Raw genomic sequence first — 21,894 nt, forward strand, 5'->3', positions numbered from 1 at the left:
GCGCCGTGCCCGCCGTCACAGGCCGATGTCGCGCTCCTGGATGTCCGCCAGGGACTCGCGCCGTACGAGGACCCGCGCCCGCCCGTCCGCGACGGCGACCACCGGCGGGCGGCCCACGAGGTTGTACCCCGAGGCCATGGACAGGTGGTACGCGCCCGCCACCGGCACGGCGATCAGGTCCCCCGGCCGCACGTCCCCGGGCAGCGGCACACCGGCGGCGAGCACGTCGCCCGCCTCGCAGTGCCGTCCCACCACGCTCACCGGCACCGGCGCGGCGGACGACCGCCGCCCGACCAGCCGGGGCGCGTACCGCACCCCGTACAGCGCGGGCCGCGGGTTGTCGCTCATCCCGCCGTCGACGGCGACGAAGGTGTGGTCACCGGTCCGCTTGACCGACAGCACCCGGTAGAGGGCGATGCCCGACGGCCCCGCGATGGCGCGGCCCGGCTCGACGGTCAGCCGGGGCACCGGCAGCCCGGCCGCCGCGCAGCCGCCGGCCAGCTCCGCGCGCACCTTCGCGCCGAGCGCCGCGATGTCCATGCTGTCCTCGCCGGGCCGGTAGGCGACGCCGTGGCCGCCCCCGATGTCCAGCTGGGGCAGCGTGACGCCGTGCTGCTCGTGGATACGGGCCAGCAGTCCGACCAGCCGCCGTACGGCCGACAGGTACGGCTTCACGGTGGTGATCTGCGAGCCCAGGTGGCAGTGCAGACCGACCAGCCGGAGCCGCGGCTGGCCCAGGATGCGGGTGATGGCGTGCTGCGCCGAACCGTCGGCCAGCGACAGGCCGAACTTCTGGTCGTCGGTACCCGTACGGATCTTGGCGTGGCCGCCGGCGGCGATGCCCGGGACCACCCGTACGAGGACCTGCTGCCGGGTGCCGGCGGGCACCGCGGCGGCGAGCCGGGCGATCTCGGAGGTGCTGTCGATGACGATCCGGCCGACCCCGAGGCGCAGCGCGGTGCGCAGGTCCTCGGGGCTCTTGGCGTTGCCGTGCAGCACGATCCGGCCGGGTGGGAAGCCGGTGGTGACGGCGAGTTCCAGTTCGCCCGCGGAGCAGACGTCCAGGCCCAGGCCCTCCTCCCGCACCCAGTGGGCCATGGCGCGGCACAGGAACGCCTTGGCCGCGTACAGGACGTCGGCATCGGGGAAGGCCCGCAGGTAGGCGCGGCAGCGGGCGCGTACCTCGGCCTCGTCCAGGACGTACGTGGGGGTGCCGAAGCGCGCGGCGAGTTCGGTGAGGGGGACGCCGCCGACGGTCAGGTCGGCGTCGGGGAGTTCGGCCGTGGAGGCGGGCCATACGCCGAAGTCGTTGGGGGGGACGGGATCAGTGGAGGTGGCGGGATCAGCGGGAGCCGTGGTGTTGGTGAGAGACGAGGGGTCGGCGGGGTGCGGGTGAGGCGGGTCGGTCCGCTGTCCTACGGGGGGCTGCGATGAGGTGGTCGTCACGGTCATGGTGGTCGTACGCCCCTTCTCAGACGGCCCGCAGCAGCGGTGTACGGGGAGTGCCGGGGGCGAGGCGGGGGTCCACGGTCAGGACGGCCGCGCCGAGCGGTTCGGCGAGGGCCCGCAGCGCGGGCTCGGCGAGCCGGATCCACGGCTGGTCGCTGCCGAGCGCCGCGGCGAGCCGCTGCACGGAGGTGAAACCGACGGCGGTACGGCCGCCGAGCGGGGTGCGGAACAGGCGGGCCGTACAGCCCGCGGGGCCCGGCCGGACGGGAACGAACAGCAGTCCGGCCGGGATGCGTTCGGCGGGTTCGGGGTCTTCCGCGTACAGGTGTCGCTGGGGCACGGCGTCGCTCCTCGCGCAGCAATGGCCCCGGCCCGGTGGGAAGAGAAGTGCCGGGGCTCCTCCTCGACGCTATGCCCGTACCGGCATGCGCACGGCGGCGTACTGACGCATCGTTGACGGCCCGTGGACGCCCCTTGACGGAATGCTGGTGCCCCGGCGCATGCCCCGGTGCACGGAGACGACGTGCGCCCCGGCGCGGGCCCGTGCACGCGCCTCGTCATCGGCCCGATCACGGCACGTCGCCGCCCGCCGTCCGGGAGGATCGCCCCGACCGCTGCCCGACGGCGGGCGGCCCGCCCCTCCGCCCCTTGACCTTCACACCGTGGCAAGCCCTGCACTGGGAGAATCATGTTCACCATCGGAGAGTTCGCGGGCCACGGCCGTGTGTCGGCCCGGATGCTGCGCCACTACGACACCATCGGGCTGCTGCGCCCGGCCCGTACGGACCCGGTCACCGGCTACCGCTACTACGAGGCCGGACAGCTCGCCCGCCTCAACCGCATCATCGCCCTCAAGGACCTCGGCTTCAGCCTCCAGCAGGTGACGGCCATCCTGGACGAACAGGTCAGCGCCGCGGAACTGCGCGGCATGCTGCGCCTGCGCCGGGCCGAGCTGGCGGCGGCGGTCACGGCGGCCGGCGCCCGGCTGGCCCGGGTCGAGGCGCGGCTGCGGACGATCGAGGGCGAGGGGCGGATGGCCGCCGAGGAGGTGGTGGTCAAGCGGGTCGAAGCGGTACGGGTCGCCCAGTTGACGGGCACCGCGGCGAGCTTCGGGCCCGAGGACATCGGCCCGGTTGTCGGACCGCTGTACGACGAACTGCTCCGGCGGCTGGCCGCCGCGGGCGTCGAGCCGACGGGCCCGGGCATCGCGCACTACGCGGACGCGCCCGGCGGCGGGGACCGCATCACGGTGCACGCGGCGGTCGTGGTCGCGGCCGCGCCGCAGCCGTCCCACGACTTCGCCGTCGTGGACCTCCCGCCGCTCGCGCAGGCCGCCACGGTGGTGCACCGCGGGCCCATGGAGCGGGTGCTGCCCACGGCCCAGGTGCTGGCCCGCTGGCTCGACGACAGTCCCTACCGGTCCGCCGGGTACCCGCGGGAACTGACGCTGGAATGTCCGGAGGACCGGGAGGCGTGGGTGACCGAACTACAGGAGCCGATCACTGTGGAGCGCTGAGCCGGGGAGGGGGCGGCGGCTGGTGAGGTGGTTGGTGGAGTGGCCGGTGGGGCGGGCGGTACGTCGCTCGGGCCGGTGCCCGGACCGGTCCCTCCCCGGCTTCTACCCGGCCCCTTCGTGCCCCTTGGACGCGCCGGCGCACGCAGGGGCGCACGCGGGCCCATCTGCTTCGACGTCCGAGAGCCGTCGTGCGCGAGGCCTTGCGCCCGGGGCGGCGACCGTGCCCGCTGCCGTACCTGCCGCCGCTCCTACGGCCGCGCCCGCCCCGAGCGAGCCGTTCACCGTCTCGGCGAATTCCACCGCCACCGGGCTCAGCGCCGCCCACTGCCGTACCGCCCAGCCGGCCGCCAACGGCGGCAGCCCCGGAATCGGGATCAGCCGCAGCGACGGGTGCCCGGCGCCCCGCCAGCCCGGCAGGTCCGGCACCACCGCGTGCCCGACGCCCAGTTCCGCCAGCAGGATCGCGGTGTCCCAGTCGGCCACACTGGTGGAACTGGCGGGCGCGGCGGCGGGGCCCTGGCCGGTCTCCGGCCGCGCCAGATGGCCGTCGAGGCGCATCCGCGAGACGGAGTTCTCCGGCAGCCGGATGTGCCGGATGCCGGACAGGCCGCCCGCCAGCTCGGCCGGCTCGATGCGGTCGCGCCCGGCGAGCGGGTCGTCGGACCGTACGGCGAGCACCCAGGGCAGCTCCAGCACCGGGCGCTGTTCGATACCGCGTACGGGCGGGCCGATGGTGATCCAGGCCAGTTCGGCGGTGCCGTCGGCCACCGCCTCGAAGCAGCGGCGGCCGGAGTTCTCGGTCTGGAACTCCAGGTCGACGTGCGGGTGGCGGGCCCGGAAGGCGACCACCGCCGCCGACATGAAGTGCCGTACGGTCGTGGCCCCCGTGGTGATCCTCAGCGTGCCGCCGTCGCCGTGGCGCAGGTCGGCCAGGCGGCGCAGGGCCAGGTCCAGTTCGGCGAGCGAGCCGGTCGCGGCGCGGCACAGGATGCGGCCCGCCTGGGTGGGGGCCACGCCGCGCGGCCGCCGCTCCAACAGGGCGATGCCCGCCTCGCGTTCGAGCCGTTTGACGCGCTGGCTCACCGCCGACTGCGTACAGCCCAGGTCACGGGCGACGGCGCTGAGGCTGCCCGCCTCGCAGACGGCGACGAAGGCGCGGAGGTCGTCAAGGGTCACCAACCCAAGGTATCGCTGGGGTAATTGGAAGGAAACCCGAGGATTGACTTGGGGGTGCGGACGGGACGAGGATCGGTGCAGGGCCCAGGGCGGCCACCCGGAACCGGCTACGGCGCCGTACGGTTCCGGGGGCCGACCCGCCATGGGCCGGCCCCCGGGGAGGGATGCCGTCGTACGACCATGCCGTACGTCTATGGCCTCAGCCTGACGCGTCCGGCCTCACCCGTACGCCCTCGGCCTTGTCCGTACGGTTCAGGCCTCAGCCTTGGTCGGCGCCGACGGGCACGTCACCGGCCCGCTCTGCCGCACCAGACGTCACCGCGTCCGGCTCTGCCGCACCAGACGTCACCGCGTCCGGCTTCGCCGTACCCCGCCCGGCCGTGCCCCCGGCGACCGGAGCCGCCTGCTCCGCCTCCGGGCGGCGTACGACGGCCAGGACCAGCAGGCCCGCGATCACCGCCACCACGCCCGCGACCAGGGACACCCGGGTCAGGCCGTGCACGTACGCGGTACCGGGAGCGGCGTGCGCGCCCGCGGCCCGCAGGCCCTGCGTGAAGACCATGCCGAGGATCGCGATGCCGAGCGCGTAGCCGAGCTGGCGGAAGGTGTTCACCGCGCCGCTGGCCATGCCGGCCCGCTGGGGCGGAGCCGCGCCGAGTGCCGCCGAGACCAGCACCGGCATCGCCATGCCGATGCCGAGGCCGCTGATGAGCAGGCCCGGGACGAGGACCGCCCAGCCGGAGTCGTCGTTCAGCAGCAGGACGTGCAGCAGCGGGCCCGCGCCGATCAGCAGGAGACCGATGCCGATCGGCAGCCGCGGCGCCAGCCGGTGCAGGAACCGGCCGCCGAACATGCCCACGGCCATCGACGCCACCGCCATCGGCAGTACCGCGACACCGCCCATCACCGGGCTCAGGCCCAGGATGTTCTGCACCCACAGGCCCACATACGTCAGGTACGGGAACGCCGCGGCCTGGAGCAGCAGCGCGGCCGCCATCAGTACGGCGAAGGCCGGACGGCGCAGCAGCTTCAGGTCCAGCAGCGGCTGCCGCGCGCGGCGCTCCACGGCGACGAAGGCGACCAGCGACAGCAGCGCCACCGCCAGCGCCAGCAGGGTGCCGGACTCCGTCCAGCCCTCCTCGCCACCGCGCATCAGCCCGTACGTCAGTGCGCCCGCGCACAGGGTGAACGCGCCGGCGTCCGGCCAGTCGATGCGCGCCGTACGGTCGCCGTGCGACTCCTGGACGGACCGCAGGGTGATCCAGACCGCCACCGCCGTCAGCGGCAGGTTGACCAGGAAGATCGCCCGCCAGTCCACGTACTGGGTCAGCACGCCGCCCAGCACCGGGCCGACCGCGGCCGCGGCGCCGCTCGTACCGCCCCAGATGCCGAAGGCCACCCCGCGGTCACGGCCCTGGTAGGCGGCCATCAGCAGCGGCGTGTTGGTGGCGAACATGGCCGCCGCGCCCACGCCCTGCACCGCGCGCGCGGCGATCAGCACGCCCTCGTCGGGCGCCAGCCCGCAGGCGAGCGAGGCCAGCGCGAAGAGCCCGAGACCCGCCAGGTACAGCTTGCGGCGCCCGAGGAGGTCGGCCGCCGAACCGGCCACCATCAGCAGCGCGGCCAGCGCCAGCGCGTAGATGTCCATCACCCACTGCAGGGAGGTGAAGGAGGCGTCCAGACCGTCGGCGATCCGCGGCAGCGCGGTGTTCACGATCGTGACGTCGACGAGCAACATGAAGTTGCCCAGGGTGATGGCGACCAGGGGCCACCATCTGCTCCGCCCGTTGTGCATCAAAGAACCTCTGAGATGGATCGGTGTTCCGTATGTCGTGGTCCGACCAGAGTCCGGCCCGGCCCCCGCATCTCCCAACCACGCCGTTCCGCGCGGCGCGATCCGACACGAGTTAGCCTGTGCTGGTGAAAACCGACGGCTTCGACCCACTGGACCGGAGCCTGGTCCACGCCCTCCAGCTCGACGGCCGGGCCCCTTTCAGCCGGATCGCCGAGGTCCTCGGCGTCTCCGACCAGACCGTCGCCCGCCGCTACGGGCGGCTGCGCGGTGCGGGCATGATCAAGGTCATGGGGCTGACGGACCCGACCTCCCTCGGCGAGATCGAGTGGATCGTACGGGTCCAGTGCACCCCCGACGCGGCCGTCGCCGTCGCGGAGGCGCTCGCCCGGCGCCCCGACACGTCCTGGGTGAGCCTGATGTCCGGCGGCACCGAGATCGGCGTCGTCTGCCGCTCCGCGAGCAGCCGGGACAGCGACGCGCTCCTCCTGCAGAAGCTCCCGCGGACGCCCAGCGTGGTCGGGGTGACGGCGCACTGCATGGTGCACGAGTTCTTCGGCGGTCCGCTCGGGCTGGTCAACAAGTCCGGCGCGCTGACCGAGGAACAGGCCGCGCAGCTGCGCCACCCGGCGTCCGCGGCGGCCGACGCGCGCGCCGCCGCACCGCCCGGACAGACGGTGCCCGTCACACTCACCGACGCCGACCGCCGGCTCCTGGACGTCCTCGCCGAGGACGGGCGGGCCGCCCTCGGCGACCTGGCCGCGGCCACCGGCTGGTCCCAGACCACCGTCCGCCGCCGGCTGTCCGAACTGCGCGCCGACGGCGTCCTCTACTACGACGTGGACTACGACGCCCGGCACTTCGGGCTCGGCGTCATGGTCTCCCTCTGGCTCTCCGTCGCCCCCGGCGAACTCGCCGCCACCGGCGCGGCGCTGGCCCGCCACCCCGAGGTGGCCTTCGCCTGCGCCACCACCGGGCCGCACAACCTCTTCGCGTCGGTCCTGTGCCCGGACGTGCGCGCCCTCTACACGTACCTGACCACCCGGATCGCGGCGCTGCCCGCCGTACAGAACATGGAGACGGCCCCCCTGATCCGCCGCCTCAAGGGCCCCGGGCCGCACGGTTACGGACGGGCCGGCACGGGTCCGATCACCTCCGCGCCGGCACCGGCCCGGGGGCGGTGAGGGCGGTGTTCACAGGATGAGGTCGGTGCGTACGTGATGAGGATGGTGTCCGTGCGATGAGGCCGGTGCTCCCGTCCCCGCCCGTCGACCGGGTGGCCGCCTGGGTACGGTCCGCCCCCGGCACCCACATCTGGCTGCTGATCATCGGCGTGACCAGCCTCGTGATCGCCGGTGCCAGCGAGGGGCTGGAGCACTTCCTCCTCCACCGCACCAGCAGCAACATCCACGAACTGAACCGGCACCCCCTCTCCTCCCTCCTCATCAGCGGCTTCTGGATCGAGAACCCGGCCTCCTTCGTCCTGTACGCGGTCCTCTTCGAGCTGGTGCACGCCAACGTCGAACGCTGGCTGGGCACCTGGCGCTGGCTGCTGACCGTCGGCGCCGCCCACATCACCGCCACCCTCGCCAGCCAGGAACTGCTCTTGCTCGCCATCGAAGGCCACCGGCTGCCCCGCTCCATGTCGCATGTCGTCGACATCGGTGTCTCCTACGGCCTGGCAGCGGCAGCCGGTCTGCTCACCTACCGGCTGCCGCCGCCCTGGCGTTACCTCTACCTGGCGGCCGTCGTCGGCTTCTTCGGCATCCCGCTCCTGTCAGGCGCCACGTTCACCGATATCGGACACGCCATCGCGCTCATCCTTGGTCTCGCCGCTTGGGCCTTGACCCCGGGTGCCGGTGCGGACGGGGCTGCGGGCGGGGCAGGGGACGCGGGTCGGAACGCAACTCCCGGACATCCTCCGCCAGATCGCTGAGCCGCTCACTCATCGCGCACACGACACGGTTGGTGGCGTCCAGCCGCCGGTCCAGCCGGTCCAGCCGCCCGGAGATCCGGCCGATCACCGGGCCCAGGTCCCGTAGGGCGGGGCCGATGCCGGCGAGCGACGACTCGACGCGCGTGAGCCGGTGGTCGAGCGACTCGAGCGTCGGCGCCGGCCGGGCCTGCCGGGGCCGGGGCACCTCGACCCGCGTCCGCGCGTCCTCCTCGACGTCGAGGAGGTACGTACGGACCGCCCGCGCGACCTCGCTGTCGCGGAGGAGCATGGCGATGTTGAGGAGGGTCCGGCGGGTGTAGAGGGTGAGGTGGGCGCGGCCCTGTGGATAACTTTCGCCTGAAAGCTTCACGTTGGAGCTTTCAAAGACCCGCAGGTCAGAGCCCTTGAGAACGTGCATGCCGTTCTCGGACAGCTCCGCTCGGTGCCGCCGCATCAGGCTGTTGACGGCGCGGTCGCCCACCTCGAAATAGTCGGCGACCATCCGCGTCGTGACATGCAGCCCATCAGGCAGCAGCACCAGCGCCTTCACCTTGTCCAGGACGCCGACGCGTCCCAGCCCCATCACACTGTCGCGCATGGCCCGCGACTCCAGCAGTACAGCTTCGGGTGGCATGTACATGCCCTCCATTCACACCGGAACGGCTTCAGAGGGACACGCTGTCCCTCTGAACTGAACGCCCGTATCCAGGGCCCAGGAGCGGAGGCTGCTCACGGATGCCACTACCTCTGTGTCCGGTTCCCAGTCGTACGGCTGCACCGCTTCACGACCGTCGCCGGCAAACCCCAGCACTTCACGAACCCTCGACGCCTCGAACTCCAGTTGCCTCCACGCACAGGGGACAACGAGTCGATAAACGTACAGTCACCCCGTCCCGGGCATGACTTCGCGCGTACGTTCCGAAAAGAAGACCGACCCGGCCGCCGGGGCCGGGTCGGAGGATGCCTCGGGCTCAGGCTCCGTACAACCGCTCCAGGACGACCGCGATGCCGTCCTCCTCGTTGGAGGCCGTCGTCTCGTCCGCGACGGCCTTGAGTTCGGCGTGGGCGTTGGCCATGGCGACGCCGTGCCGGGCCCAGCCGAACATCGGGATGTCGTTGGGCATGTCACCGAAGGCGATGGTGTCCGCGGCCTTCACACCCAGGCGGCGGGCGGCCAGGGAGAGGCCGGTGGCCTTGGAGAGGCCGAGCGGGAGGAGTTCGACGACGCCCTCGCCGGCCATGATCACGCCGACCAGGTCGCCGGAGACCTCGCGTGCCGCGCGGGCCAGTTCGTCGTCGCCGAGAGTCGGGTGCTGGATGTAGATCTTGTTGATGGGGGCTGCCCACAGGTCGCCGGGGTCCTGGATCTCCAGGTTCGGCAGCGGGCCTTCCTGGATGCGGTAGCCGGGGGTGACCAGCACCTCGCCCTCCAGGCCGTCCCGGCTCGCGGCCAGGAACAGCGGGCCGACCTCCGCCTCGATCTTGGACAGGGCCAGTCCGGCGAGCTGCCGGTCCAGGGTCACCGAGGTCAGCAGCCGGTGTTCGCCGGCGTGGTAGACCTGCGCGCCCTGCCCGCACACCGCTATGCCGTCGTAGTCCAGCGCATCGAGGATGTGCCGGGTCCACGGCACCGCGCGGCCCGTGACGATGATGTGCGCCGCCCCCGCCGCCGTGGCCGTGGCCAGGGCGGCGCGGGTGCGCTCGGAGATCGTGTCGTCGTGCCGCAGCAGCGTCCCGTCGAGGTCGGTCGCGACGAGTCTGTACGGCAGCGGGCGGGCCTGGTCGGCCCGGTGCGCGGGCACGGGGGCGGTGGTCACCGGTCGACGGGCTCCAGGATCTCCCGGCCGCCCAGGTACGGACGGAGCATCTCGGGTACGCGCACGGAGCCGTCCGCCTGCTGGTGGTTCTCGAAGATCGCCACGATGGTGCGGGGCACCGCGCAGAGCGTGCCGTTGAGCGTGGCGAGCGGCTTGACCTGCTGCTTGCCGTCCTTGTTCGTCCGCATCCGGACCGACAGGCGGCGGGCCTGGAACTCGTCGCAGTTCGAGGCGCTGGTCAGCTCGCGGTACTTGCCCTGGGTGGGGATCCACGCCTCGCAGTCGTACTTGCGCGAGGCCGAGGCGCCGAGGTCACCGGTGGCCACGTCGATCACCTGGAAGGGCAGCTCCAGGCCGGTCAGCCACTGCTTCTCCCAGTCCAGCAGGCGCTGGTGCTCGGCCTGCGCGTCCTCCGGGTCGACGTACGAGAACATCTCGACCTTGTCGAACTGGTGGACGCGGAAGATGCCCCGGGTGTCCTTGCCGTACGTACCGGCCTCGCGGCGGAAGCACGGCGAGAAGCCCGCGTAGCGCACCGGCAGCTTGTCCGCGTCGAGGATCTCGTCCATGTGGTACGCGGCGAGCGGGACCTCGGAGGTGCCGACGAGGTAGTAGTCGTCCTTCTCCAGGTGGTACACGTTCTCCGCGGCCTGGCCGAGGAATCCGGTGCCCTCCATGGCGTGCGGGCGCACCAGGGCCGGGGTGAGCATCGGCGTGAAACCGGCCTCGGTGGCCTGCGCGATGGCGGCGTTGACCAGCGCGAGCTCCAGGAGCGCGCCGATGCCGGTCAGGTAGTAGAAGCGCGAGCCGGAGACCTTGGCGCCGCGCTCGACGTCGATCGCGGCCAGCGCCTGGCCGATCTCCAGGTGGTCCTTGGGCTCGAAGCCCTCGGCGGCGAAGTCGCGGATCGTGCCGTGCGTCTCCAGGACCGTGAAGTCCTCCTCGCCGCCGACGGGGACGTCGGGGTGGACGATGTTGCCCAGCTTCAGCAGGAGGGACTGGGTCTCCTCCTTGGCCTGGTCCTGCTCGGCGTCGGCGGCCTTGACGGCGGCGGACAGCTCCCCGGCCTTCTTCAGCAGCGCGGCCTTCTCGTCGCCGGCGGCCTTGGGGATGAGCTTGCCGAGCGACTTCTGCTCGTTGCGCAGCTCGTCGAAGCGGACGCTTGAGGCCCTGCGCCGTTCGTCGGCGGAGAGCAGTGCGTCGACGAGTGCGACGTCCTCTCCACGGGCACGCTGGGAGGCGCGCACACGGTCGGGGTCCTCACGGAGCAGGCGAAGGTCAATCACCCCACCAGGCTACCGGGGCCCGGCCCGGACCTTCGACGCCATATTCCCCGCGTGGCGCTTTGTCCGGTTTGTTGATGTTTAGTGGGTTTGGCTATTCCGGGCGGTACGGCCCGGTAAGGCGGAGTGGCGGGGTTCATAAGGGGCGCATAAGGGGCGCGCGGGGAGAGGGCGGGGTGCGGGTGGAGGTACGGGAAGTGCGGACGGGGATCGTTCGGGCGTGCGGAAAGTGGCGGGAAATAGTGGTGGGAAAATCTTGCGCCGACACCGGTGCGGGGGTAGTCGCTCCGTACGGGCCGACCGGCTTCCCTTGTGTGCGGGAGGAGTTGGCGGACGGGCCGGAACGGTGGGCGACGAGGGTTGTACCCAGGGTTGTCCACAGGGGTGGGGGTGTTGCGGAATCTTATCCACAGGCTGTGTGTGGAATCTGTGGAAGTCGGAAGAGTGGGTTCCGTTTCAAGAATGCGTTGCCAGGGATTCACCGGAGAAACCCCAAGTGGACGCTCTTTCGTGTGGGATTTCCTCGCCCTAAAGGATTGTTCGCGTAATTTGTGCTGACGCGGGCCGGGGTGGGGTGCTGTGGAAGGTCCTGGGGGTCGGTAGAGCAACATGTCGACTCCGGCCGCGTCGAGAGGGCCGTCGTGTCGACTTATCCCCAGGTCGAGAACAGGGCCTGTGGATAACTTTGTGGACAACCCCAAGACCCCAGACCAGACCCCGGACCGGCCCCCGACGAGCCCTCCGGAACGCGGTCCGGCCGCTCCACCGCCCGCTGCGGACGCCTCAGGCCCGCCCGTCGAGGCAACGCGTCAGCCAGTCCGCCGCGTCCGTGAACGCCGCGTCGACCGTGTCCGGCCGTACGTTCGGCCGCACCTGGTCGGCGCGCGGGTACGACCCGAGGAAGCGCACCTCGCGGCAGACCCGCTTCAGCGCCATCAGCACCTCGCCGACCCGGCGGTCCGTGAGGTGTCCCTCGCAGTCCACCGAGAAGCAGTAACGGCCGATGCCCTCACCCGTCGGCCGGGACTCGATGCGCATCATGCTGACGCCGCGGCCCGCGTACTCCTGGAGCAGCTCCAGGAGCGCACCCGGGTGGTCCTCGCGCAGCCACAGCACGACCGAGGTCTTGTCGGCACCGGTGCGCGCCGCCGGCCGGGCCGGGCGGCCGACCAGCACGAAGCGGGTGGCGGCGTTCTGCGCGTCGTGGATCTCGGTGACCAGCGGTTCGAGGCCGTACGTCGCCGCCGCGAACTCGCCCGCGAACGCGCCGTCGTACCGGCCCTCCTGGACCAGCCGGGCGCCGTCCGCGTTGGAGGCCGCCGACTCCCACACCGCCTCCGGCAGGTGCCCGGCGAGCCACTTGCGCACCTGCGGCTGGGCCACCGGGTGCCCGGTGACCGTCTTGACGTCGGCCAACCGGGTGCCGGGCCGTACGAGCAGGGCGAACGCGATCGGCAGCAGCACCTCGCGGTAGATCATCAGCGGTTCGCCGGCGGCCAGTTCGTCCAGGGTGGTGGTCACGCCGCCCTCGACCGAGTTCTCGATCGGCACCAGCGCGGCCGCGGCCTCGCCGGCCCGTACCGCGTCCAGCGCGGCCGGTACGGACACCATCGGGACCAGCTCGCGGGTGGCGGCCTCCGGCAGCGTCCGCAGGGCCGCCTCCGTGAACGTTCCTTCGGGTCCCAGGTACGTATAGCGGCTGACCGACATGTCCCTCTGACTCCCTCACGCTCCGGTGGGGACCGACTCGCCGATCACCCGCTCGCCACGTTACCCGCCCGGCCGCCCGGCCCGGCCGGGAAGCCCGAATCGGCTCACGGGCCTCGGTGCCGCCGCTCACGGGCCTCGGTGCCGCCGCCCACGGGCCTCGGTGCCGCCGCTCGCGGAACCCGGAGCCGCTGCTCACGCCCCGCGGTGCCGCCGCCCACGGGCCCCGGAGCCGCCCCCAGCCTCCCCGGCCCCGTGAAACGCACGTACCAACAATCACCCCTCCAGCAACGGCTGCCCCACGTACCCGCCCGCCACCGCCGCCGGCGGCACGGCGAACAGCCCGCTCGCCTCGTGCCGCAGGAACGGCGACAGCGCGTCCCCCCGGTCCAGCTTGCGCTGGATCGGGATGAAGGAGCGCAGCGGGTCGGCCTGCCAGCAGACGAACAGCAGCCCGGCGTCTGGTGCGCCGTCGTCCCGGAACCCGTCGTGGAACGAGAAGGGCCGCCGCAGCATGGCCGCGCCCTGGTTGGACTCCGGCGCCGCGATCCGCGCGTGCGCGTCGGCCGGAACGACCGGCAGCCCGTCGGGGCCGTTCTTGTCGAGATCCATCTTCGTGTGCTCGTCGCCGCCGGTCAGCGGCGCGCCGTCGGCCTTGCGGCGGCCTATGACCTTCTCCTGCTTGGTCAGCGGCTGCTTCTCCCAGTCGTCCAGCAGCATGCGGATGCGGCGGACCACCGCGTACGAGCCGCCGCGCATCCAGGCGTACGGCCCGCTGGCGGCGTCCCGGCCGACGAAGATCCGCTCGTCGAAGTCCGGGTCCGCCGGCTTGGGGTTGTTGGTGCCGTCGACCTGGCCCATCAGATTGCGGGCGGTCATCGGGTCCGCGGTGGCGCCGGGCGTGCGGTTGAAGCCGTTCATCTGCCACCGCAGCCGCGCGGTGTCCCCGGCCTCCTTCTGGAGGGCACGCAGCGCGTGGAAGGCGACCAGCGCGTCGTCGGAGCCGATCTGGACCCACAGGTCGCCGTTGCTGCGCCCGGCGTCCAGCACGTCCGCGGAGAAGTCCGGCAGCGGTCCGAGCTGGACCGGGCGGCGCGCGGTCAGCTGCGTACGGTCGAAGAAGGTGCGGCCGAAGCCGAAGGTGACGGTGAGCGAGGACGGGCCCGCGTCGAGTGCGACGCCGGTGTCGGCGGCCGGTGTCCGTCCGGCCATCAGCTCCTCGGCCGTACGCGACCAGCGGCGCAGCAGCGCGGCCGCCTCCTTGCGCCCGGTACCCGGCGCGAGGTCGAACGCGACGAGATGGCCGCGTGCCTGGAGGGGCGTGGTGATGCCCGCCTGCTGCTTGGCGCGCTCGTCGCGGAAGGCGACCGCGGTCGAGCCGACGCTGCTCAGCGCGGCGGGCGGGTCGTCCTGGGCGGCGGCGACACCGATCGCGCCGCCGGCCGCACCGACGACGAGGCCTGCCGCGCCCGCGGCGCCGACGGTGCCGAGCAGGCGACGGCGGGAGAGTTCGAGGGGTTCGGGGCGCCCGTCTGCCCCGGAGGTGTCGTCGGAGGGAGAAGCGGTGGTCGTCATCAGTTGATCTTCACGTTCCTGGTCTCGGTCACCTGGTCGATGTCGGAGGTCCGTACGACCAGGGAGAGCTGCCACTGTCCGGGCACCGGCAACTGGACGTCACGCGCGCTCCAGTGTCCCTCGCTGACATGGTCGAGGGTGACCGGCAGCGGCCCGAGGTCCTTGTCCGGGAGGGTGAAGGAGACCTTCACCTCGGGGACGTCGACCGTCCGGCCGTCCGGATCGGCGAGCCGCAGGTGCAGGGCGTTGCCGCTGCCGCTGCGCCCGGGGTCCAGGTCGACGCGCGCGGTGCCCTTGCCGCGCGGGCCGCCGGTGTCGAAGGGGATGTTCAGCACCTTCGGCTGGTTGGCGTCGGCCGACTGCCCGGCCCCGCCGGCCGCCTTCACGGCGGCTTCCGTGCGTGCCGGTTCGGTGGAGGTCAGCACGGTGGTGACGGCCAGTACCACCACGGCGACCGTCGCCTCGGCGAGGACCGAGCGGCGCAGTCCGGAACGCTCGGGGTCCGCGTCGCGGATGCGCTTCGTCCGTGCGGTGGCCAGCGCGGCGCGCTGCCGGGCGAGTTGCGCGGCGCGCGCGGGGTCGGCTTCCGCCGTGGGGTCGTCGGTGCCGGCCCCGCCGGCCGGTGCGGTCGCTCCGTCCGGCGCCGCTTCGTCCCGCGCCGTCCTCGCTTCCGTACGTGCCGTCGTCGCTTCCGTACGTGCCGCCACGCTCTCCAGTACGGCGGTGGCTTCCGCCTCGGGCGCCGGGCCCTCGCCCAGCCGCGCCGTCCAGCGCCGCGAGAACCAGGCGACGCCGACGAGGACGACGACCAGCGCCGCCTTGACCAGCAGCAGTTTCCCGTACGAGGTGTCGGTCAGCGCCTGCCACGTGCCGACCTGCCGCCACGACTGGTACACGCCGGTCGCGACCACCACCAGGACGGATCCGAACGCGAGCCGCGAGAAGCGGCGTACGCCGGAACGGGCCACCGACGGCCCCCGGTAGAGGGAGACCAGCAGCGCCGTCAGGCCGCCGAGCCAGGTGGCGACGGCCAGCAGGTGCAGGACGTCGACGGGCATGGCGACGGCGGTCTGCAGACCGGTCGAGGCGTGCTCGGCCATCGCCCAGGTAGCGGCCAGCCCCACGGCGACGATGGTGCCGCCGACGGAGAGCCCGAAGGTGAGGTCCTTGCGGCGCTTGGCGTCGGCGGCCGGGGCGTCCGGGGCGCCCGAGGCATCCGAGGCGGCCGGGGCGGCCAGGAGGTCCGAGGCGGACGGGGCGCCCGATACTGCCTTGTCCGCCCCCTCCGCGTCCGTACGCCCCTCGCCCTGCCCCGCACGCCCTTCGTCCTCCTGCGCGCGGGCGTACGCGCCGAAGAGGACGGCCACGAACAGGGCCGCGGCCGCGAGCAGCAGCAGCCGCGAGACCAGTGCGGCCCCCGGCTTGGTCTCCAGGACCTGGCGGAGTCCGCCGAGGTCGAAGATGTCGGCCAGGTCACCGGAGGTCGTGTACGGGGTGCGCAGCAGCAGCATCGCGATCGTCGCGGCGGTCAGCACGGCCCAGCCACGGGCCACCAGACGCTGCACGGACCGTACGCGCGCGGCGGCCGGGCGGCAGATCAGGACGAACGCCGCCCCGCCCACCAGGACGACGAAACCCGCGTACGCGAGATAGCGGGCGATGCCGTACAGCGCGCCGACCACACCGCCGCCGGCCTCCTGCTGCGGCAGTGGCGCGCTCGTCTCGGAGGGCGCGCCCACCGAGAAGGTGAAGGCGCCGGAGACCGGGTGGCTGTCGGCGGAGACCGCCTGCCAGGCGACGGTGTACGTGCCGTCCGGGAGCCCCGGCGGCAGCCCGGCGCCGTACTTGACGGTCTCGCCGCTGCACAGGTCGCGCAGCTTGCCGCGGTCCACCCGCTTGCCCTGCGGGTCCAGGACCCGCACCGAGTCGTCGCTCATCGCGACACCCTCGGAGAAGGTGAGGGTGACCTGTTCCGGTGCGCTCTGCACCACCGACCCCTGCGCGGGTGTGCTGCCGGTCAGCGCGGCGTGGGCGGAGGCCGGGGCGGCGCCCCCGAAGAGCGCGCCGAGCACGGCCGCCGCGAGCACCAGAAGGCGCAGCACGGACGACCGGCGGGCGCGTGGCACGCCGCTCCGGCGTGCGCTCGGAGCGCGGGCGCCGGAGCCCGGTGCGCAGAGGACGGTGGTGGTCATGGCGAGGCGCCCCCTACTTCTCGGCGTGGTGCTGCGCGTGGTCGTCCATGGATCCCTCGTGCTGCGAGCCGCCGTGCTGCATCGATCCGTGGTCGGCGGCCCCGCCGTGGCCGGAGCCGCCCCCGTCCCCGGCCTTGTCCCCGCCCTGGCCCCCGCCGTTCTTCGGGACGTAGGTGGCGGACCGGACCGGCACCTGGACCTTGATCGGTTCGGCCGTGGCGAAGTGCAGTTCCACGTTGACCGTCTGGCCCTCGGCCGGCTTCTTCTTCAGCCCCATGAACATCAGGTGGTTGCCGCCGCGGGCGAGTTCGAGCTTGCCGTTGGCGGGTATGTCCAGGGACTTGACCTGCTCCATCTTGTTGTTCTTCGTGGTGTGGATGGTGACGTCGTCGCTCAGGTCGCTGGTGACGGAGGTGAGCTTGTCGGCCGTACCGCCGGAGTTCTCCACGACCATGAACGCGCCGGCCATGCTCTGGTCGACCGGCTGCGGCAGGTACGCCCCGGAGACCTTCAGCTCGGGAGCGCTGTCCCCGCCGCAGCCCGCGAGGGCGAATCCGGCGGTGAGGGCGAGTACGGCGGCGAGGGTGGTGCGGCGGTTCACGGGTTCTGCCCCTTGGTGATCTTCGGAAGTGCCTTGGAGTAGTGGTCGACGCCGGCGTCCTGCATCCCCATCCAGTGGATCTTGTCGTCCTTGGGGGAGCTGAGCAGGACCTGCGCGCCGTGGGTGGAGACCACGTCGCCGTTCTTCTTCTTGACGGGCTTCTCGATGCCGATGTTCACGCTGCGCGCGCCGGCCTGGATGGTGTCGAAGGAGCCGGTCAGGCCGACGAACTTCTTGTTGATGCCGCCGAGCCACTTCTTGAGCGCGGCGGGGGTGTCCCGCTCGGGGTCCGAGGTGACGAAGACGACGCGCAGGTCGTCCTGTTCGGCCTTGGGCAGCTGCCGCATCGCGACGTCGATGTTGTTCATCGTCAGCGGGCAGACGTCCGGGCAGTGGGTGTAGCCGAAGTAGACCAGGGTCGGGTGGCCCTTGGTCTGTTCGATCAGGTCGTACTTCTTGCCCTCGGTGTCCGTCAGGACCAGGTCCGGCTTCTCCATGGGCCGGTCGAGCGTGACGATCGGCTCGGAGCGGGTGCCGCCGGAGACGCTGGCGGCGGGCTGGTCGCTGTCGTCGCCGCTGCCGCAGGCGGCCAGTGTCAGCGCCGAGACCAGCGCGATACCGGCGGCGGTCAGGTTCCTCTTACGCATGTACGTTTTCCGTTTTCAGGAAGGGTGCGCCGGTCCGGCGTCCGGGAGGCCGGGCGCCGGGGGCGGGCACAGGGTCGGGTCAGGCGCCGCGGCGCCGGCCGGCGAGCACGCCGAACGCGACACCGATGATGCCGACGACGATGCCGGCGCCGCCCAGGACGCGCGCCGTGGTGTCGCTGCCGTCCGCGGCGGCCTGCTGGGTGCTGCCCGCGTCGCCGCCGGCGTTCTTCGCGTCGGCCGTGCCGGAGCCGTGGCCGTCGCCGGACGCGGGGGTCAGTTCGAGCACCGGCGCCGGGTTCTCCGGCTCGGGGCCGCCCTCCTTGGTCGGCTCGATCCACCGTACGACCTCGTCGTTGTCGTACGTCTGGAGGGCCTTGAAGACCATCTTGTCGGCCTTCGGCAACTGTCCGACGGAGACCGGGAACTGCTGGAACTGCCCCGGCTCGATCTTGCTGCCGTCCGCGGTCCAGGTGATCTTCGAGACGGCCTCGGTGAGCTTCTTGCCGTGCGTTTCGAGGGGCTTGTCGAGCTTGGACTTGGTGACGTCCACCTTCCAGCCCGGCACCGGCTGCGGCATGGCGGACGCCAGCGGGTGGTCGGTCGGCAGGGTCACTTCGAGCTTCACGGTCGAGGCGTTGTCGCGCTCGTTGGGGACCTTGAAGTTGATGGTCGCGTAGCCGCCCTGCTCGGCCTGCCCCGGCTGCACGCTGACGTGCGCGAAGGCCGGTCCGGCGAGCAGCAGGACGCCGCCCGCGGCGAGGCCGCCCACGACGGGCAGCCGGCGGGCGAGCCGTCCGCGGCGGCCGGTGGCCGGGGCCGGTGCGGCGCCCTGTGACGGTGCGGCAGGGGACGGTGACGGTACGGCAGTGGTCTCAGACATGGCGGAAATGCACTCCACAGGCAGGAGGGACGGGGAAGGAACGGCTGGCGCGCGTGCGGCGACGACGGCGCACGCCGCTGCCTCCCGTGCGCCGGAGCGCGTCCGGCCCGCGCGCCGGAGTGAGTCCGGCCGTACCGGTTCGCTCCGGTCCTGCCGGTCCGTTCCGGTGCTGCCGGTCCGTTCCGGTCCTGCCGGGCGTTCCGGCCCTGTTGCGGGGAGTGCGGTGCGTGGTCGTCAGGCCGCGAGGGCCAGGGCGGGCGGGCCCCGCCTGACGACACTGTGCTGGAGCGCGAGTTCCTTCGGGCGGGGTTGGTCGTCCCCGTACGAAAAACGCGCCACGGGGCGTACGTCGGCCGCCAGGAGCCCGGCGCACAGGGCGCGTACGAACGTGAGCGCGCCGCGCAGCGCGCTCACGAGAGCTTCCGCCACCGCCGAAGCCTCCCGGGCCGCGGGCGCCGAGAGCCGTACGAGCCGCCACAGGGCCGCCTCGCCGCGGCGCAGCAGCCAGCCGGCGGCGAGCGCCGCGAGCAGGTGCGCCAGCAGCATCGGCAGCGAGGGCAGCAGCCCGTGCGCCGCCGTGGAGGCGGTGGCCGCCGGGTCCATGGCGTGCCCGGCGCCGCCGGCCGAAGAGGCGGGGCCGCCCGGGCCGATGACCGAGGTGTGCAGGATGCGGCGCGCTGCCGCGCCGTCCAGCTGCCCGGCGCCGAGACCGCAGGTGATGTGCCGTGCGAGGGAGATGGCCGCCTGATCGGAGAGCCCGCCGCCGGAGAGCCCGCCGCCGGCCGGTGCCGTGGCGGCCTCCGGCGCGGTGGCCATCCGATGCTGCCCCAGCGCGAAGACGGTGTGCAGCGCGAGCTGGCCGACGGCCAGCGCCACGGCGATGCCGGGCAGCGAGCGTTCCCGCCCGGCCAGCGGTGCCGCGACGGCGAACACCGCCGCGCAACCCACGCCCAGCGTCCACAGGGGGACGGCGGCGCAGGACCCGATCATGTGCCCGGCCGCGGACAGCGCGACGCAGACCGCGGTGAACACCGCGGCCCTCAGCAGCCGCAGGTCGGCGGCGGCGCGCGCTCCGGGGTCGGACGGGGCAGTCATGGCCGCGCCATCATCCCACTGCCCTTACGGCTCGCATACGGCAGGTCCGCCACTTCGGCACCCGACGGATCGTGCCATTCCGGACTGCGAGGTGCGGGAAGGGGTACGGGGAGGTGGTGCGGAAGGGGGCGCCGCCGGAGCGCTCAGAGAGCGCGCCGGAGCGTGAGCGGGCGCACGGAGGGCCTCGTTACACCGGCAGGCGTCGGGGCGCATCCGCCGAATGAGCGGAGTCACGTCCCGTGCACGCTTACGGACCATGCGCCCCGGCAATACGTATCGATATGTCGAGCCGCGACCAGGAGGCTGCAGCGATGAGCATCTGGTGGTCCCTGCATCTGCGGCGCGAGGCCGCGAGCGTGCCGCTCGCCCGGCGGCTCCTGCTGGGAACGATGGAGACGGCCGGCGTGGACCCGGACGTCTCCCACGACCTGTCCGTCGCCCTCTCCGAAGCGTGTGCGAACGCCGTCGAACACGGTGGCGACGCCGCTACGGAGGACTACCGGGTCACCGCCTTCATCAACGGCGACACCTGTCGTATCGAAGTCACCGACTCCGGCCCCGGATTCCGGGGCCGGGCCCGCAGGCCCAAGCGCCCCGGGCTGAGCGCGATGCCCGATCCCGCGCCGCCCCCACCCATGGCAGCCCCCGCCCCGGCCCAGGCCGAGCACGGACGGGGGCTGTTTCTGATCGAGGCCCTGACCGACCACGTCCGCTACCGCAACCGCACCGGGCGGCGCGGCGCGGTGGTCAGCTTCGACAAGATCCTCAAGTGGAAGGAGGAGGTGCCGCTGATGGCGTCGTGAACGGGACCGGGCGCTCCACGGCAGACCGGTCAGCGGGCCCGGGTCACTGTTTCCAGAACTTCGCCACCGCTTGCGCGTACGCCACCCGGTGGTCGGGCCCCTCACCCGGGGCACGGAAGCGACCGCGCGCGGACTCGGTCATGACCACCCGGCCGATGAGCCCGCCCGGCCGCTTCCAGGCCGTACGCAAGGGGGAACCGACCTCGTCGGCGGGCATGTCGGAGAGTGTCAGACCGATCAGGCAGATCAGGACGAGCGGCAGCATCACCAGCCACAGGAGCAGGGACGGCACAGTTCCTTCCCGTCCGCCCGCGCAGCACCTCCCCGTCGGGCAGGTGGATCCCGTACAGGGGCCGCACCGATGCGTCGGCGACCCGCACCGGCGATGTGCCGAGGAACCGACGTGCCGAAGAAGCATCCGGGAAACAGCGTTCTGCCGGTGCCCGGCCGGCGTCCGTCCGGTGCCGGGTCGCGCGGTCCCGCAGGGGAAGGACGTCCCCCGCCGCGTCCCCGATTGCCGCGGGAGCCACGCACACCCGACCTAACGCGAGATGACTCGCGTTAGCGTGTTCTGGACGATACGTGGCCTGAACCCGCACTGCAATACGGAGCCGCCGTGAGCACAGCGCAGCCCCCTCCCGGAGCGTCCCGGCCGGGGGGACGTACCGCGCGTACGAGACAAGCCGTACTGGACGCGGTCTTCGAAGAGCTGGGCGAGGGCGGATACGCTGCGCTCACCATGGAGGGGGTGGCCCGGCGTTCCGGGGTCCACGTCGCGACGATCTACCGCCGCTGGCGCTCCGTCGAGGGGCTCGTCTGCGAGCTGATGGCCGACCTGAGTGGCGGGATTCCGCTTCCGGACACCGGCACGCTCCGCGGTGACCTGCGCGCGCTGGCCCGTTCGATCGCCGCCTTCTACACGGAACCGCGGTACTGCGGACTGCTGGAAGCGGTGGTGTCCGCCGCCGCGCGCCAGCCCGAGGCCGCCGACGTGCTGCGGCAGTTCTTCGACCAGCGGCTGCGGCTGGCCGGCAGCATGGTGCCCCGTGCCGCGGCGCGCGGCGAACTGCCCGAGGGCGCCGATCCGGACGAGGTCGTGGCCGCCCTGGGCGCGCCGTTCTACTACCGGCTGCTGATCGCCCGCCGGCCGGTCGACATCCGGCTGGCCGACCGCGCCGCCGAGGCCGCCTGGGTGGCGGCACGGGCCGGGGTCTTCGCGCCCGCGGCGGGCACCGCGGACGGGGTACGGGACGGCACGGATGCGGTGCGGGACGCCGCGGGCTCAGTACGGGACGCCTCGGGCTCCGTAGGGGACACCGCGGACCCCGCATGAGGCGTCGCGGGCCCTTACGGGAGCAACGCGGCCCCGTAACCCCGTAACACCGCACCTGTAACGCCGCCCAGGCCCCCGGAAACGCCGAAGGC

At 72.9% G+C, this 21,894-nt stretch carries 19 protein-coding genes and 1 pseudogene; 5 read left to right on the plus strand and 15 right to left on the minus strand.

Features of this window, described 5'->3' with window-relative positions:
• Positions 1 to 15: 15 nt before the first annotated feature.
• Positions 16 to 1,452, minus strand: coding sequence for a diaminopimelate decarboxylase (lysA, locus tag JXZ78_RS10945; protein ID WP_030022879.1), 1,437 nt, complete (start codon positions 1,450 to 1,452; stop codon positions 16 to 18).
• A 19-nt stretch (positions 1,453 to 1,471) separates the two neighbouring features.
• Positions 1,472 to 1,789 (minus strand): SAV_915 family protein, encoded by a 318-nt coding sequence (locus JXZ78_RS10950; RefSeq protein WP_030022877.1) that lies wholly within the window; start codon positions 1,787 to 1,789, stop codon positions 1,472 to 1,474.
• A gap of 348 nt (positions 1,790 to 2,137) precedes the next feature.
• Between JXZ78_RS10950 and JXZ78_RS10955 the strand changes: the two genes are divergently transcribed.
• Entirely contained in the window at positions 2,138 to 2,965 is an 828-nt protein-coding gene (locus tag JXZ78_RS10955; protein ID WP_030022875.1) for a MerR family transcriptional regulator, read from the plus strand.
• 102 nt (positions 2,966 to 3,067) lie between these two features.
• Here the strand turns inward: JXZ78_RS10955 and JXZ78_RS10960 are convergent, their stop codons facing one another.
• Together JXZ78_RS10960 and JXZ78_RS10965 are read right to left on the minus strand one after the other, a co-directional pair.
• Entirely contained in the window at positions 3,068 to 4,141 is a 1,074-nt protein-coding gene (locus tag JXZ78_RS10960) for a LysR family transcriptional regulator (RefSeq protein WP_078624549.1), read from the minus strand.
• A 259-nt stretch (positions 4,142 to 4,400) separates the two neighbouring features.
• Positions 4,401 to 5,936 (minus strand): MFS transporter, encoded by a 1,536-nt coding sequence (locus JXZ78_RS10965; RefSeq protein WP_030022873.1) that lies wholly within the window; start codon positions 5,934 to 5,936, stop codon positions 4,401 to 4,403.
• Positions 5,937 to 6,061: 125 nt separating this feature from the next.
• Between JXZ78_RS10965 and JXZ78_RS10970 the strand changes: the two genes are divergently transcribed.
• Together JXZ78_RS10970 and JXZ78_RS10975 are read left to right on the plus strand one after the other, a co-directional pair.
• Positions 6,062 to 7,117 carry an Lrp/AsnC family transcriptional regulator gene (locus tag JXZ78_RS10970; protein WP_030022872.1) on the plus strand — a complete coding sequence of 352 codons (1,056 nt, stop codon included), beginning with the start codon at positions 6,062 to 6,064 and terminating at the stop codon, positions 7,115 to 7,117.
• Between the two features lie 56 nt (positions 7,118 to 7,173).
• The gene (locus tag JXZ78_RS10975; protein ID WP_030022871.1) at positions 7,174 to 7,869 is read left to right on the plus strand and encodes a rhomboid-like protein; all 696 of its coding nucleotides are present in this window, start codon (positions 7,174 to 7,176) and stop codon (positions 7,867 to 7,869) included.
• Here JXZ78_RS10975 and JXZ78_RS10980 read toward each other — a convergent pair.
• The 10 genes and pseudogenes from JXZ78_RS10980 to JXZ78_RS11025 form a co-directional block, all read right to left on the minus strand.
• Positions 7,751 to 8,503 (minus strand): hypothetical protein, encoded by a 753-nt coding sequence (locus tag JXZ78_RS10980; protein ID WP_157851699.1) that lies wholly within the window; start codon positions 8,501 to 8,503, stop codon positions 7,751 to 7,753. The genes JXZ78_RS10975 and JXZ78_RS10980 overlap by 119 nt on opposite strands.
• A gap of 337 nt (positions 8,504 to 8,840) precedes the next feature.
• Positions 8,841 to 9,686 (minus strand): HAD family hydrolase, encoded by an 846-nt coding sequence (locus JXZ78_RS10985; RefSeq protein ID WP_208870209.1) that lies wholly within the window; start codon positions 9,684 to 9,686, stop codon positions 8,841 to 8,843.
• The gene (gene serS, locus JXZ78_RS10990; RefSeq protein ID WP_030022868.1) at positions 9,683 to 10,972 is read right to left on the minus strand and encodes a serine--tRNA ligase; all 1,290 of its coding nucleotides are present in this window, start codon (positions 10,970 to 10,972) and stop codon (positions 9,683 to 9,685) included. Before serS ends, JXZ78_RS10985 begins: the two co-directional genes overlap by 4 nt.
• 780 nt (positions 10,973 to 11,752) lie before the next feature.
• Complete coding sequence (pheA, locus tag JXZ78_RS10995; RefSeq protein ID WP_030022867.1) at positions 11,753 to 12,679, minus strand: prephenate dehydratase; 927 nt, start codon at positions 12,677 to 12,679, stop codon at positions 11,753 to 11,755.
• Positions 12,680 to 12,952: 273 nt separating this feature from the next.
• Entirely contained in the window at positions 12,953 to 14,251 is a 1,299-nt protein-coding gene (gene efeB, locus JXZ78_RS11000; protein WP_238782816.1) for an iron uptake transporter deferrochelatase/peroxidase subunit, read from the minus strand.
• Positions 14,251 to 16,443: a copper resistance CopC/CopD family protein gene (locus JXZ78_RS11005; protein ID WP_030022864.1), complete on the minus strand. Its 2,193-nt coding sequence runs from the start codon at positions 16,441 to 16,443 to the stop codon at positions 14,251 to 14,253. Before JXZ78_RS11005 ends, efeB begins: the two co-directional genes overlap by 1 nt.
• 160 nt (positions 16,444 to 16,603) lie before the next feature.
• Positions 16,604 to 17,044: pseudogene (locus JXZ78_RS11010) on the minus strand (copper chaperone PCu(A)C); the annotation flags it as partial.
• Positions 17,041 to 17,691 carry an SCO family protein gene (locus JXZ78_RS11015; protein WP_030022862.1) on the minus strand — a complete coding sequence of 217 codons (651 nt, stop codon included), beginning with the start codon at positions 17,689 to 17,691 and terminating at the stop codon, positions 17,041 to 17,043. The pseudogene JXZ78_RS11010 and the gene JXZ78_RS11015, both read right to left, overlap by 4 nt.
• 79 nt (positions 17,692 to 17,770) lie before the next feature.
• Complete coding sequence (locus JXZ78_RS11020; protein ID WP_030022861.1) at positions 17,771 to 18,571, minus strand: YcnI family copper-binding membrane protein; 801 nt, start codon at positions 18,569 to 18,571, stop codon at positions 17,771 to 17,773.
• A gap of 234 nt (positions 18,572 to 18,805) precedes the next feature.
• Positions 18,806 to 19,666 (minus strand): hypothetical protein, encoded by an 861-nt coding sequence (locus JXZ78_RS11025; protein WP_030022860.1) that lies wholly within the window; start codon positions 19,664 to 19,666, stop codon positions 18,806 to 18,808.
• A 311-nt stretch (positions 19,667 to 19,977) separates the two neighbouring features.
• Between JXZ78_RS11025 and JXZ78_RS11030 the strand changes: the two genes are divergently transcribed.
• A complete protein-coding gene (locus tag JXZ78_RS11030; RefSeq protein ID WP_030022859.1) occupies positions 19,978 to 20,469 on the plus strand; it encodes an ATP-binding protein in 492 nt (163 codons plus the stop codon).
• A 43-nt stretch (positions 20,470 to 20,512) separates the two neighbouring features.
• Here the strand turns inward: JXZ78_RS11030 and JXZ78_RS11035 are convergent, their stop codons facing one another.
• The gene (locus JXZ78_RS11035; RefSeq protein ID WP_238782817.1) at positions 20,513 to 20,761 is read right to left on the minus strand and encodes a hypothetical protein; all 249 of its coding nucleotides are present in this window, start codon (positions 20,759 to 20,761) and stop codon (positions 20,513 to 20,515) included.
• Between the two features lie 324 nt (positions 20,762 to 21,085).
• Between JXZ78_RS11035 and JXZ78_RS11040 the strand changes: the two genes are divergently transcribed.
• Complete coding sequence (locus JXZ78_RS11040; protein ID WP_078624547.1) at positions 21,086 to 21,802, plus strand: TetR/AcrR family transcriptional regulator; 717 nt, start codon at positions 21,086 to 21,088, stop codon at positions 21,800 to 21,802.
• Positions 21,803 to 21,894: the final 92 nt, after the last annotated feature.

The organism is Streptomyces monomycini, assembly GCF_022271435.1.
In the GTDB taxonomy this organism is placed as follows: Bacteria; Actinomycetota; Actinomycetes; order Streptomycetales; family Streptomycetaceae; genus Streptomyces; species Streptomyces monomycini.